At 49.1% G+C, this 13,922-nt stretch carries 13 protein-coding genes; 7 read left to right on the plus strand and 6 right to left on the minus strand.

The window, feature by feature from the left end:
• Positions 1–160 precede the first annotated feature (160 nt).
• Together BP71_RS13210 and BP71_RS13215 are read left to right on the plus strand one after the other, a co-directional pair.
• The gene (locus BP71_RS13210; RefSeq protein ID WP_496379880.1) at positions 161–1,879 is read left to right on the plus strand and encodes an IlvD/Edd family dehydratase; all 1,719 of its coding nucleotides are present in this window, start codon (positions 161–163) and stop codon (positions 1,877–1,879) included.
• Positions 1,880–1,932: 53 nt separating this feature from the next.
• Positions 1,933–2,730 (plus strand): SDR family NAD(P)-dependent oxidoreductase, encoded by a 798-nt coding sequence (locus tag BP71_RS13215; protein WP_496379882.1) that lies wholly within the window; start codon positions 1,933–1,935, stop codon positions 2,728–2,730.
• A 2-nt stretch (positions 2,731–2,732) separates the two neighbouring features.
• On the opposite strand, the gene BP71_RS13220 is transcribed toward BP71_RS13215, so the two are convergent.
• From BP71_RS13220 to BP71_RS13235, 4 genes are all read right to left on the minus strand, one after another.
• Entirely contained in the window at positions 2,733–3,440 is a 708-nt protein-coding gene (locus BP71_RS13220; protein WP_496379884.1) for a hypothetical protein, read from the minus strand.
• Positions 3,441–3,513: 73 nt separating this feature from the next.
• Positions 3,514–4,107 carry a gliding motility lipoprotein GldD gene (gene gldD / locus BP71_RS13225; protein WP_496379886.1) on the minus strand — a complete coding sequence of 198 codons (594 nt, stop codon included), beginning with the start codon at positions 4,105–4,107 and terminating at the stop codon, positions 3,514–3,516.
• A 132-nt stretch (positions 4,108–4,239) separates the two neighbouring features.
• Complete coding sequence (glmS, locus tag BP71_RS13230) at positions 4,240–6,078, minus strand: glutamine--fructose-6-phosphate transaminase (isomerizing) (protein WP_496379888.1); 1,839 nt, start codon at positions 6,076–6,078, stop codon at positions 4,240–4,242.
• Positions 6,079–6,284: 206 nt separating this feature from the next.
• The gene (locus BP71_RS13235) at positions 6,285–7,091 is read right to left on the minus strand and encodes a glycogen/starch synthase (RefSeq protein WP_496379890.1); all 807 of its coding nucleotides are present in this window, start codon (positions 7,089–7,091) and stop codon (positions 6,285–6,287) included.
• Between the two features lie 206 nt (positions 7,092–7,297).
• Between BP71_RS13235 and panC the strand changes: the two genes are divergently transcribed.
• Positions 7,298–8,140, plus strand: coding sequence for a pantoate--beta-alanine ligase (panC, locus tag BP71_RS13240; RefSeq protein WP_496380593.1), 843 nt, complete (start codon positions 7,298–7,300; stop codon positions 8,138–8,140).
• Positions 8,141–8,180: 40 nt separating this feature from the next.
• Here panC and BP71_RS13245 read toward each other — a convergent pair whose 3' ends face one another.
• A complete protein-coding gene (locus tag BP71_RS13245) occupies positions 8,181–9,659 on the minus strand; it encodes a Gfo/Idh/MocA family protein (protein WP_496379892.1) in 1,479 nt (492 codons plus the stop codon).
• A gap of 304 nt (positions 9,660–9,963) precedes the next feature.
• Between BP71_RS13245 and panD the strand changes: the two genes are divergently transcribed.
• The 4 genes from panD (at position 9,964) to BP71_RS13265 (ending at position 12,650) form a co-directional block, all read left to right on the plus strand.
• Positions 9,964–10,314, plus strand: a complete 351-nt coding sequence (gene panD / locus BP71_RS13250) for an aspartate 1-decarboxylase (RefSeq protein WP_295926994.1) — start codon at positions 9,964–9,966, stop codon at positions 10,312–10,314.
• A 43-nt stretch (positions 10,315–10,357) separates the two neighbouring features.
• On the plus strand, positions 10,358–11,395 hold the full coding sequence (locus tag BP71_RS13255; protein ID WP_496379895.1) for a lysylphosphatidylglycerol synthase transmembrane domain-containing protein: 1,038 nt from the start codon (positions 10,358–10,360) through the stop codon (positions 11,393–11,395).
• A gap of 80 nt (positions 11,396–11,475) precedes the next feature.
• A complete protein-coding gene (gene rfaE2, locus BP71_RS13260) occupies positions 11,476–11,964 on the plus strand; it encodes a D-glycero-beta-D-manno-heptose 1-phosphate adenylyltransferase (protein WP_496379897.1) in 489 nt (162 codons plus the stop codon).
• Between the two features lie 8 nt (positions 11,965–11,972).
• Complete coding sequence (locus tag BP71_RS13265) at positions 11,973–12,650, plus strand: zinc metallopeptidase (protein ID WP_496379899.1); 678 nt, start codon at positions 11,973–11,975, stop codon at positions 12,648–12,650.
• Between the two features lie 68 nt (positions 12,651–12,718).
• On the opposite strand, the gene BP71_RS13270 is transcribed toward BP71_RS13265, so the two are convergent.
• Positions 12,719–13,888 carry an FG-GAP repeat domain-containing protein gene (locus BP71_RS13270; RefSeq protein WP_496379900.1) on the minus strand — a complete coding sequence of 390 codons (1,170 nt, stop codon included), beginning with the start codon at positions 13,886–13,888 and terminating at the stop codon, positions 12,719–12,721.
• Between the last annotated feature and the right edge of the window lie 34 nt (positions 13,889–13,922).

Consider the following 13,922-nt stretch of genomic DNA (forward strand, 5'->3'; position numbering starts at 1 on the left):
TGTAAAAGTAAGAGAAGCAGCAGTTTATAGTTTCTAAAAAAAAGCATGGAGAATTCTGGGCGCGTGTTAGCCGAATATACAATTTTTATTTTAAAGGAAGTCCGGAATTATATTTTACTGCCTGCCTCCTTTTCTGATCAGATATAAACTATGGTGAATAATGGAAGAAAATAAGTTGCGCAGCAGAGGATGGTTTGGTAAGTCGGGAAAAGACGGATTCATTTACAGGGCCTGGATGAAAAACCAGGGGTACCCTGCTGACGAGTTTGAAGGACGGCCGGTAATCGGCATTTGTAATACTTTTTCAGAACTCACACCCTGCAACGGGCATTTCCGCGAATTGGCTGAGTCCGTCAAACGTGGCGTGTGGGAAGCAGGTGGGTTCCCGCTCGAATTCCCCGTGATGTCGCTGGGTGAAACGCTTATCAAACCCACCGCGATGCTTTACCGCAACCTGGCGAGCATGGATGTCGAAGAGTCGATTCGTGCCAACCCGATAGACGGAGTCGTGCTGCTCTGCGGTTGCGATAAGACTACCCCCTCCCTTGTAATGGGCGCAGCCAGCGTGAACATCCCTACCATTGTAGTTTCCGGTGGTCCCATGCTCACGGGCCGTTACCGCGGGCGAACCATTGGAACGAGTGATGTGTGGCGTTTCAGCGAAATGCACCGCAAAGGGGAGATTTCTCAGGAAGAACTCACCACAGCGGAAGCCTGCATGTGTCGCAGCGACGGCCATTGCGCGGTCATGGGCACCGCTTCCACCATGGCATGCATGGTCGAATCGCTGGGCCTGACACTCCCTGAGAATGCAGCTATTCCTGCTGCCGACTCACGCCGCAAGGTACTCGCGCATTTGTCGGGCCGCCGCATTGTGGAAATGGTAAAAGAGGATCTTCGTCTCTCTCAGATCCTGACGCGCGAAGCCTTCGAGAATGCGATCATGATTAATGCTGCCATCGGTGGTTCTACCAATTTTGTGATCCATTTGCTGGCAATTGCAGGTCGTATCGGGGTAGATCTGAGCCTGGACGATTTCAATGACCTCTGTAAAAAAGTACCGCTACTGCTCAATCTGCAACCTTCCGGCGGGTATTTTATGGAAGATTTCTACTATGCCGGCGGACTACCGGTGGTAATTAAGGAACTCAGTAACATCCTGCACCAAAGCGTAATTACCGCCAATGGCAAAACCATGGCCGACAACTGTGCCAATGCGGAGTGCTTTGACCCGGAAGTAATCGGTACGATGGACGAGCCTGTGAAAGACCTGACCGGACTGGCCGTCGTCCGTGGTAACCTGTGCGAGAATGGAGCGGTTATCAAACCTTCTGCATCCCTCAAACCTGAATTAATGCAGCACCGGGGCAAGGCAGTCGTTTTCGAAGATATAGACGACTACAAGGCCCGCCTCGATGATCCTAACCTGGATGTGGATGAAAACAGCATCCTGGTATTGAAAAATGTGGGTCCCAAAGGCTATCCGGGTATGCCCGAGGTAGGAAATATGTCGCTGCCTAAGAAACTGCTTGCTCAGGGTGTGGTCGACATGGTCCGCATTTCTGACGGACGCATGAGCGGTACCGGATTTGGAACGGTTGTTTTGCATGTGTCCCCCGAAGCTGCGGTCGGAGGCAATCTGGCGTTGGTGCAGGATGGAGACTTCATCGAGCTGGACGTTGAGAATCGCAGCCTGCTGCTCGAAGTATCGGACGAAGAGCTTTCACGACGACGCCAGCTTTGGAAACCGCTGGATTTGGGCTATAACCGGGGTTATGTAAACCTGCATATCAACCACGTGACCCAGGCGCATGAGGGTGCCGACCTCGACTTCCTGAGAGGTGGATCCGGAGATAAGGTAACAAGGGATTCGCATTAAAAAGGTGCAGGTACTACCGGAAGGAACGTGCCAACCTTCAAAAAAGCATGGAAATGAGTAGTCAATTATTTGATAACCAGGTAGCTATTGTTACCGGGGCCGGGCAAGGTATCGGATTCGAAATTGCCAAACAGCTGGCCTGCCAGGGAGCGGGTGTCATTCTTAACGATGCCGATAAAGCACTCGCTGCCGAGGCCGCCAAAAAAATTCGGAACAAGGAAGGTGAATGCGTTGCTTTCGGAGGCGATGCCTCACAACCGGAGGTCATCGACGCCATGGTGGACGAGGCCGTAAAGTGTTTTGGAAAGCTCACATTGACCGTCGCCAACGCAGGTATCACACTTTTCGGGGACTTCTTCGAATATCCTGCCGAAAGCCTTCGAAAAGTGCTGGAAGTAAACCTGATGGGTTCATTCCTCCTGACTCAGGCGGCGGCAAGGCAAATGCGAAAACAGAAATCAGGTGGCCGGATTTTGCTGATGTCGTCCGTTGTAGGCCATCAGGCGCACCAGTTCCTGGGAGCCTACGCAATGACGAAAGCCGGGCTGGAAATGCTCGCCAAAAATTTGGTGCTGGAACTATCTCCGCATGGAATTACGATCAATACAGTTGCCCCTGGCGCCACATTGACCGAACGGACTTTGGCTGAGGACCCTACTTATCCAAAAACCTGGTCGGCCATTACACCGATGGGTAGACCGGCCATTTGCGAGGACATTGCCAATGCAGCGTTATTCCTGCTCTCCCCGCATTCGGGGCACATTACTGGACAAAGCCTGATCGTCGACGGCGGATGGACATCCGTGAGCCCGCTGCCCGATCTAAGCAATATGAACGTCAGAAAAAGTTAAGATTATTCGCCCGAAAAAAGCTGTGCTTCCAGGTCGTCGATGCTCCCTTCCTTGGACAGGAATAGCTCCCTCGGCTTGGAAGCTGCCACGGGGTTGACCGTCATAAAACTGCGGTACTGATCATCCGAGATGATCCTCAACTGCAGCGCCCTTTTCAGCACCATCGGGAATGGCACCTTAAAAAAGTTGGCGATATCCGAAGCTAAAAAACCCGGGATTTTTGAGATGTCCGTGCGGAAAAAACTCTCCACCTCATCAAAAGGCAGCAATGCTTCGAAAATCAGCTGCTCCGACCGATTGGCCAACGAGGTGGTACTGGCATAAATAGTATGCAACCCGAGCGAAACGGTTAGCAGGTGAATGTGATAGTTGCGTTCGTTGATTTCGGAAGCCGCATTGACGAAAACCCAGCCTTTTTGATGATAGATGGCTGAAAAACCTTTGAAATGCGGGTCTACATTATGCAGTTGCGCGATTTTTATTCCTTCCGGGTAGGGAAGCTTGTGCCCGATCTGATGAACGATATCCTGTGCATAGGAAATGTCGGCCACCTCTCCCGCCGGTTCAATCATCCAGTCTCCATTCACCAATCCTTCAAAAAGCTCATCCGCGATCCGCTGGCTTTCTACTTGTCCCAAATGCAGGACAATGCGATTCCCACGAACTGAAAAGTCAAGAAGAAGCTGGTTTTTGGGTTGCTTTTTAGGCATGTCTGATGAGTTGTTGAGGTGAGAACTTCAAAGATACGCCCTTCCTGATTGCACCGCAACAACATCCGTCAATTTATCTCCACTCTAAAGTATTGAGAAGCTGTACCATATCTTGCTGCAAATAGTCGATTACAGGCGCCAATGAGTCATTTTTGGTAGCCGTGGGGAAATAAATAGCACCTCTCAGAAAATGCCCGGTGCTGTCCGTCGTGTAAAATTGATAAGGACTGGGCACATCCCCTTCTATCCTGAACAATATAGCGGTGCGGCCAGATTTACTCAAAACCCGTTGTTCCTGAATAGAAGAGGCCCTGATCTGGTGTTTGCTAGCCAGTTTGTAACTGTCATTAATGAATGCCTTGAGCAGGGCGGCGTCATTCCTCAGCGGCTTGTAGGTAAGCTGGATATTGGCTTTGAATTGTGGATAACTGATAAAGATCCAATCCTTTTCGGCGAGACGGAAAGTATCGGGCTCCACAATGGCATACTTGGAGAATTCGAACGTATAGGGATGCTTTTCATTCAGCTGCTGATACCGGTGAGGTGGCAGGTCGATGCGGTTGTAGCCTTTGGGTTTGGGGATATAAGTTTGCTCCTGCTTTGTAACACATCCTGTGAAAAACAGCAGGGTAACCACCCCAAAAGAAGAAAAAAAGAATTTGTACATACTGTAATGTCCCGTTGGCAAACTTGCGCAAAACTAACGAAAACGTCGCTACATTAATTTTATCACCGGGCTGCGGAAACAAAAAAGCGAAACTATCGGTGATAGTCTCGCTCTCCGGCATCCTCCTCTGCATTACTCAACGGTTACAGATTTGGCAAGATTTCTCGGCTGGTCTACATTCCTGCCCCGCATCACTGCGATATAGTAAGAAAGCAACTGCAGGGGGATCACCGAAACCAGTGGTGTCAGAATTTCGTGAGTATTGGGCACTTCGATCACAAAATCGACCATGCCCGGAATAAGCGTATCTCCTTCGGTAACGATTGCAATAACCCGCCCCTTACGCGCCTTTACTTCCTGAATATTGGACACGATCTTTTCATAAGAACTGTCTTTCGTGGCCAGAAAAACTACCGGCATATCCTCATCGATCAAGGCGATGGGGCCGTGCTTCATTTCGGCCGCGGGATAACCTTCGGCATGGATATAGGAAATCTCTTTGAGTTTCAATGCGCCTTCCAGGGCTACCGGGAAGTTCAGCCCCCGCCCCAGATAGATAAAATTACGGGCGTAGGTAAAAATGAAGGCGATCTCCTTGATTTTAGACGCATTATTAAACACTTTTTCCACCTTGGCGGGAATCGTTTCGAGCTCTATCAGCAGCTGACGGTAAGTTTCTTCGGAAATAGTACCTTTCCGTTTGGCTACTGCAATCGCCATCAGGGTGAGCACAGTGACCTGGGCAGTAAATGCCTTGGTACTGGCTACACCTATTTCCGGCCCTGCGTGTGTATAGGCGCCTGCATGCGTGGCACGGGCGATCGACGACCCTACCACGTTGCAGACTCCAAAAATCGTCGCCCCTTTGGATTTAGCCAGTTCGATGGCCGCCAGGGTATCCGCTGTTTCCCCGGACTGTGAAATGGCTATTACGATGTCGTTTTCTTTAATGACCGGGTTACGATAACGGAATTCAGAAGCGTATTCAACCTCCACGTTGATCCGCGCCAGTTCTTCGAACAGGTACTCCGCTACCAAACCGGCATGCCATGAAGTTCCGCAGCCGATGAGCACCAAACGGTCCGTTTGGGCGAGTTTGTCGAGATAGTCATTCAATCCCCCCAGTTGCAGATGAGCGTCATCGGCACGCAGGCGTCCGCGCATACTGTCAGCAATCGAGCGGGGTTGTTCAAAAATTTCCTTAATCATGAAATGGTCATACCCGCCTTTTTCGATGGTTTCGAGTTCCATTTCCAGTTTCTGAATATAAGGAATGGTCTCCTGGCTATCGAGGTTCTGAATGCTCAGCCTGCCTTCGCTGATCACCGCCACTTCATAATCATCAAGATAAACCACATCCTTGGTATATTCCACGATGGGCGTGGCATCTGAGGCGAAGAAATACTCGTCCTCTCCAATGCCGATCACCAGCGGGCTGCCTTTGCGGGCGGCAATAAGTTGACCGGGATGATCAATTGACATCACCACGATCGCGTAAGCTCCCACCACCTCTTTCAGCGCAAGCTTTACAGCCGATTCCAGCGAATCGCCGGTTTCCTGCTGAATATCCTCAATAAAGTGGATCAGCACTTCGGTGTCGGTATCGCTCAGGAACACATGACCCTTTTTGATCAGATTTTGCTTGATCGAGGCATAGTTCTCTATGATACCGTTATGAATGATAGATAATCTGCGGTTATTGGAATAATGTGGGTGGGCATTTACATCATTGGGTTCGCCATGGGTCGCCCAGCGGGTATGCCCGATCCCGATCGTCGCGGGAAGCTGTTTTCCGTTCAGTTCGGATTCGAGATCGGACACCTTTCCCTTTTTCTTGTAAATATTCAATTTTCCATTTTCAAGCAGCGCGATTCCGGAGCTGTCATAACCGCGATATTCCAGACGTTTCAGTCCTTTCAAAATCAAAGGATATGCCTCTCTGTTTCCTACATAAGCCACAATTCCGCACATATTCTTAAAATATTTTAATTTTGGTGTATGTAAATGACAGGGGCAAATAAATAGCAAAGAGGGGTCGTTAACAAGCTAATCTTCAATTAAATACTAAAAAATATCCAATTTATCAATAGTGCTCGAACACACAAAACATTATCCTGAAACACAAAAAAGCCGGCGATAATGAAATCGCCGGCTTTTTTGTTCTGTGAATTTATCTGTTAGTTCATCAGATCTGTATACAGATTGTAGTACGACTCTGAGAAATTCTCATCCTGCTCGTCCAGCTGAACGCGTTTCGGTGCATTGTTGAAAATTTCGTTGAGACTCTCACTGCAATGCTCTTCCGCTTTCAGAACCGCATCCGCATAGGCACATCCGATTTTGACAAATCCTTCAAAATCGGCTGAATGCAAATGGGCCAGCGCTTCATCGCTCACGTCCATCGCCTTTGCCTTATTCTGCAAATCAGCGTCGAATTTGAAATCGAAAGCATTGTTATGCACGGTGAAGACACTTTTCGTGTCCTTGAACATCGGATCGTTACGGTAAGTAGTTTTAAGGTACAATGGAATCAGAGCCGTCATCCAGTCGTTACAGTGCACCACATCGGGAGCCCATCCCAGTTTTTTAACTGTTTCCAAAACACCTTTGCAAAAGAAGATCGCGCGCTCGTCGTTGTCATCAAAGAAGTTATTCTCTTTATCGAAAAACACAGACTTACGGTGGAAGTAATCATCATTATCTATAAAGTAGACCTGTAACTTCGCATTCGGAATGGAAGCAACCTTGATGATTAGTGGCTTTTCTTCATCTCCTACGGTAATGTTGATTCCTGACAGTCGAACTACTTCATGAAGCCTGTTTTTGCGCTCGTTGATCAAACCGAAACGCGGAACCAGAATCCTGATTTCTGCCCCTCTTTCCTGCATTGCCTGAGGAAGCTTTCTAACATAATCGGCAACATCAGTAGTCTGGAGGAAAGGATTGATTTCACTGGCTACATACAAAATTCGTAGTTTCTCCATAGATCTTTTAGCAGTTTGTGAAAAAAAGTTTTGCAAAATTATACAAAAAAAATCGCAATTTCAAAAGATATTCCAAACTAATTGTCATATTGCGCCCAGTTTGGGATTTCCCTTTCCTGATGTTTCCCTACCCGGCACAACACATTGCGCCATTATTCAAAAGCAATGGTAACGCCCGGGTTACTCCCTCAGATTTCAGAATTTCCATGGAAGTATTCACTTCGATAAAAAACCTCCGCCAGTTTCTCGATCAGCAAGTTGTACAGCAGAAAACAGTCGGCCTGGTACCCACCATGGGAGCCCTTCATGAAGGTCATATTTCCCTAATCGAAGCGGCAAAAAAAGACAATGATGTCGTCGTTTGCAGCATATTCGTGAATCCCACCCAGTTCAACAATCCGGAGGATCTCGCTAAATATCCCAGGACACTCGAGGCCGATTACGCCATGCTCGAAAATGCAGGCTGCACGGCTGTACTTGCACCGTCGGCAGAAGAAATGTACCCCGAGCAACCTGTCCTGAAAATCAATTTCGGTGTGCTGGAAAGCGTCATGGAAGGCGCGTCTCGACCCGGCCACTTCAACGGTGTCGGAATTATCGTTTCCAAGCTCTTCAATATCGTGAAACCCGACAAGGCGTATTTTGGGCAAAAGGATCTGCAGCAGGTTTCGATCGTACAAAGGATGGTGGTGGACCTGGCGTTCGGCCTGGAACTGATCATCTGCCCTACGATACGCGAAAACGATGGCCTGGCGATGTCTTCCCGTAACAGGAGGCTCAGCGATACAGAGCGCAGCATTGCGCCCCACATTTACCGGATACTGGACGACGCACGTGTTAAATTAAATTCCGGCCGGCCGGTGAGTGAGGTGAGTTCATACGCCAAAGACGCATTCCATACGATTAAAGAATTCACACTGGATTATCTCGAAATAATTGATCTCAAAACATTGCTGCCTGTGGAGCAAGCCGGACCGCACGGCACCAACGCTATTTGCGTTGCCGCTTTTCTCGGACCAGTGAGACTAATTGATAATGTTATATTCTAAAACAACAAAGGCTCCTTTCGGAGCCTTTGTTGTTTGTTGCTTATGACAACTTCCAGTCGCCGCGATACTTCCGCTGTACAAACTGATTTGCCTCTTCAAAGTTGGTAATTTTCATGTTTTTACCATCCCACAGCAACTTTTTGCGGCCAGGATAATCAAATCCCTTACCGTCGGCTTTCGCAGTGCGGAGGTTATAGCTGCGGATACCCAGATTACCCATGATCACTGTTTCGGTCAACGGGCCTGCGTAGTCGAACGACGACGTGAGGGCTTTGTGTTCTTTACTATTGAACCCGGCCTTGCAAGCGTCAGTCCAGGACACATGGTGACCAAACTCAGGCATCGTCGTGTACTTGTTACCGAAGTCACCTTGTTTATATTCCAATTTTGTACCGTCTTTCAAATATACTTTGGGAGAGATACCATAAGTTCCGCAGGTCATAACACCCTTCTCACCAATCAGAAGTACACCGTTGCTGCTATCAGGCTCACCAAGCGGCTCATTGGCAGGGATCAGGTCCGGATGGAACGGACGAAGACCACCATCGTGCCACGTGAGCGTTACCTCCGATTTGTTCACCTTGTTTGCCGGGAACTTAAGCTGAACACGCGACGAAGGAGGGCACCCCTCGGGAATGTACTCAGCAGTCCAGTCTTTAATAAATACCTGCCCTACCGAGCATTCGAGTTCGGTTGGATAGCCCAGGCCGAGTGTGCGGAACGCAGGGTCGATCAGGTGACAGCCCATGTCTCCCAATGCGCCGGTACCGAAGTTCCACCAGCCGCGCCATTTGAACGGGTGCCATGCAGGATTGTAATCCACCCAGTCGGCGCAACCAACCCAAAGCTCCCAGTCGATGTCCGCAGGCGCTTCAAACTTGCCGGTTGGGACGGGAATACCTTGTGGCCATACGGGGCGGTTGGTCCAAACGTGTGCTTCGTGGACGTTACCGATCAGGCCTTTGTTAAACCATTCTTTCATTTGGTTCTGCGCAGGGTTTGAAGCACCCTGGTTACCCATTTGCGTTACTACCTTGTATTTGCGCGCGGCTTCGGTGAGCATACGGGCTTCGTAAATATCGTGGGTAAGGGGTTTTTGCACATACACGTGCTTGCCACGCTGCATGGCTGCCATGGCGATGATGGCGTGCATATGGTCGGCCGTTGAAACGGTTACGGCATCAATGCTCTTGTCCATTTCGTCGAACATTTTCCGGAAGTCCTTGTATTTTTTTGCATCAGGATGTAGTTCGAAGTTTTTCTTTACCTGGGCCTGGCTCCAGTCCACGTCGCAAAGCGCGACAAGGTTCTCCGTACCTTTGTTCCATGCATTATTTGTATCCGAAAAACCTTTACCGCCCACACCGACACCGGCAATGTTCAGCTTGTCGCTAGGGGCTTTATAACCTTTCCCCAACACATGGCGGGGTACTATGAAGAAACTTCCAATGGCCGCTGCGGAAGTCTTCTGGAGGAAGTCCCGGCGGTTAACGTCTTTCGGTTTGTTTTCTGTACTCATCGGTTTTGGTAATGAAAAAATAAAGTAGATTAATATAGATTAAAGGAATAAGTTCTTATTAAGGATCGAATACTATTAAATCCAGCTTAAATATAATAATGTTCTTATGAAACCCATGAATGGGGTCATTTCAAATATTACTGTAAATACGATGAATGGCTGCATTTCAGGCTACTTATGCAAATAAATCTCCCGCATGCGCGTGCGGGAACCGTCCCACCGGCGACGATGTTTTGATGGCTGGGTATTATTCCTGTAACTTTGCAGGGGTAATGCATTTCAATTAGACCAATACCACCGGGTAATGCAAATCACAGTAATGAAATCGAAGATTCACCGGGTTAAGGTGACTCAGGCAGAATTGAATTATGTAGGCAGCATCACGATCGACGAAGATCTGATCGACGCCGCAGGGCTCATCGAAAATGAACAGGTTCACATTGTCAATAATAACAATGGCGAACGCTTTATCACATATGTCATCAAGGGTGAACGGGGATCAGGAATGATCTGCCTCAATGGTGCCGCGGCACGCAGGGTGCAGATCGGCGACATCATCATCATCATCGCATACGGTTCCATGACGCAGGAAGAAGCGAAGACCTTCAAACCGATGGTTGTCTTCCCGGATCACAACAACCATCTGGTCGGTTAGCGGCTTCGGACATTCGCCGGCACTATACATTATTTAACATAGCATGAAAAATATACTCCGTTACACGATATCGCTTGCCTTGGCAGGCGGTCTGCTCTGGTTTGTGTTCAAGGATATCAACCTGAACGAAATGCTCGACCGTTTCGCTAAATCCGACTGGCGATGGATAGCCTTTTCATGCTTTTGCCTCCTGTGTGCACACATTACGCGTGCATGGCGATGGGGAATGCTCATCGAACCGCTGGACCACAAGCCTGGCATCGTAAACAGTTCTGTCTCGGTTCTTACCGGGTATTTCGCCAACTACATCGTGCCTCGCATGGGCGAAGTAACGCGCTGCGGAACGCTTTATCGCCTGGAACGCATTCCGGTGAGCCTCAGTTTCGGTACGGTTGTAGCGGAACGTATTTTTGATGTCATCATCCTTGTACTAATGATAGGACTGAACTTCATACTGGAATTCGATCGCCTTAGCACATTTTTCACTGATTTTTTCCAAAGTAAAATAGGCGGCAGTCAGGGGGGTGGTTCCGGCAGCGGCATGCTGTTGAGCATTCTGATAATAGGGTTACTTGCAATCGCTGTTGCCGCCACGATTATTTTCAAAAATGCCGCACTGCGTAACAAATTGCAGCAGAACGCAATCATTGCCAAGGTTGTCGGCTTCGCGCAAGGCATGCTGGAAGGCCTGCTGAGTGTACGCAAGCTGCGCAATCCCGGTCTTTTCATTTTCAGCACCATTCTGATCTGGGTATTGTACTACCTGGTTTCCTACGTGCTTTTCTTCTGTATTCCCGAAACCTCCGACCTTGGCCCGCTGGCCGGTTTGACACTGCTCGTGGTCGGTGCGATCGGCATGACGGCGCCGACGCAGGGTGGGATCGGCGCATACCACCTGCTTGTGGGTAATGTGATGGTTCTTTACGGACTTTCGCAGAACGACGGAATCACATTAGCGACTTTCATCCACGGTGCACAAATGCTGTTCATGCTCGCAATCGGCGCATTGGCATTTCTGTATGTACTGATCGTGAACAAAAACAAAGTCGAAGAGCCCGAAAGTGTGTCCGCGGCAAACTAATTGTAACTTTAATAGTCCTGAAAAATGGAAATGGAGTATGTTACGTTATTCCATTTCTTAAATCCATATTGTCTTTTACGATGAATTTGACAGAAAGCAAAATCCTGAGACTAGAAGAAGCCATTCCGACCGTTGAAGCATGGCAACGTGCCGGACAAAAAGTTGTTTTCACCAACGGATGTTTCGATATTGTACACCTGGGCCACATCGATTATCTGGAAAAAGCGCGCGCATTGGGCGACAGAATGGTGCTCGGACTGAATACCGATGCGTCGGTAAGCCGCCTGAAAGGGCCGTTGAGACCGGTCGTCAACGAATATGCAAGAGCCAGGCTAATGGCAGCCTTGTCCTTCATTGATGCTGTCATTTTGTTCGACGAACCGACGCCTAGTCAGTTGATCGAGGCCGTAAAGCCTGACATTTTGGTCAAAGGCGACGATTATACGGTTGCGAACATTGCTGGCGCGGATTTTGTTTTGGGTAGAGGAGGTGAGGTAAAAACGATTGCTTTGGTACAAGGCTATTCAACCACCGCACTGATCGAGAAAATAAAACAAGGATATAAATAGCAATAACTATGGGAGGTTACTTAATTCTGATTCTCGTAATGGGCGTCAGCTTTTACGTGCAATGGCGTTTGAAGAGCAAGTTTGAAGAATATTCACAAGTGGGATTGAGCAACGGCATGAGCGGTAAGGAAATCGCTGAAACGATGCTCAGGGAAAGCGGCATTTACGACGTAAGAGTGGTGTCCGTGGAAGGCCGTCTTACCGACCACTACAATCCGCAGGATAAGACAGTCAACCTGAGCCCCGATGTATATTATGGACGTAGCGTAGCCGCTGCGGCAGTGGCGTCCCACGAATGCGGGCACGCCGTGCAACACGCTACCGCTTACAGCTGGCTGCAGTTGCGTTCGCAAATGGTCCCGTTCCTGAGCATAGCGTCGAAGTATATGCAATGGATCATTCTCATTGGCGTACTTTTAATTCAAACCACTGCAATTCCTCTGACCATCGGCGTTGCATTGTTTGCCGTAACGACTTTGTTCAGCTTTATCACATTGCCCGTTGAATACGACGCAAGCAACAGGGCATTGGCCTGGATCCAGAAAGCGAGGGTCGTGAACGAAAAAGAGTATGTTATGTCTGCCGATGCACTTAAATGGGCTGCTCGTACTTATTTGGTGGCAGCTATCGGTTCGCTGGCCACATTGCTTTACTATGTGAGCCTGCTGATGGGACGCCGGGATTAATGAGTTACTGGTAAAAGAAATGGGGAGAAGGCAATACGCTTTCTCCCCATTTCTTTTATCAACCAGAACTACTTCTTCCGCTGGTTCCAGTACACTACGAGATTATGCGTCGCACGGCCGGAGGCGATAATGTCGAGATCCCCATCTCCGTCCAAATCCGCAGGCAGCAGATCTTCGCAGGCTATCTTGATCCTTTCATCCAGCGTATATTCCTGCCATTTCTTACCCTCTGCATCGCTGCCCACGTAAATGCGGACACCCGTTTCCCCCGAGACATTCGGGTTTCGCCAGCCCATTACCACCTGATCACGCCCCTGCCCGAAAAAATCGGCGCACGCCAATGCATGCCCTTCCTTAATACGTTCCGTGAGCACGGTGCGGCTATCTTTGGTGTAGACTACCAATGCAGAACCATGCATAGGTTCGATGGTCGCTGTAAACAACTGATTCTTACCCAGACTCCCTGTCCGGATCTCTCCTACCCCACGCTCCGGCACCATCCAGTTACCGGAGGGAGCCCAGCCATCCGCCCCATTCAGAAAAACCTGCACACCTTCCTTCCCTGCTATTGATAACCCCGCCATTCGTCCCGGTATTTCCATCGGCTGAAAATTGTGAGTCATATGCATTTGGGTTTCTACCACCTCGTAGGGCCATATCCCTTTTGTGTTTTCGGGGACGTCAAACACGATCAGCTTCACCCCTGCGCCTTGCCCTCCGGCATTGCCCTCTCCGTGCAAAGGCAGCACAGCCAGTTGAAAAGCACCGTCAGCTTTTTTGACCCAATGCATCCTGTGGATCGTCACTTCGTGATGCAGACGTACTGGTTCCCAGGTTTGCGTGCGATCATTTGGAGCTGACAGGAAGAACACCGCGCCCGAATTCTTGATATCCTTTGTCTCCGAGGGGTTCCATTGTGCGCCCACGGCGACTTCTACTTTCCCGTCCCCATCAATGTCCCGTGCCGCAATACAAACATTGTCCTGCTCCGTCAAGTCCTTAGCCATCACGTGCCTTACCCATTGTTTTCCTCCCTTCGCCGGATTCTTGTACCACACAATCTCTTTTTTGTCTGCCAACAGTATATCCGTCCTGCCGTCTCCGTCCACATCACCAGCCGCAACGCCATATCCGATGCTGATCTTATCGTCAATCGCTTCTCCCACAAATGTAGCCGTTTGGGCTGTCACCGTTCCGGAGGTTGCTAAAGTGAGCCAAACTAGTAGTTGTTTCTTCATATTCCTGAAAACCAGCGGTGACCGGTCGGTAAAA

The sequence above is a fragment of the Dyadobacter ginsengisoli DSM 21015 genome, from assembly GCF_059568735.1.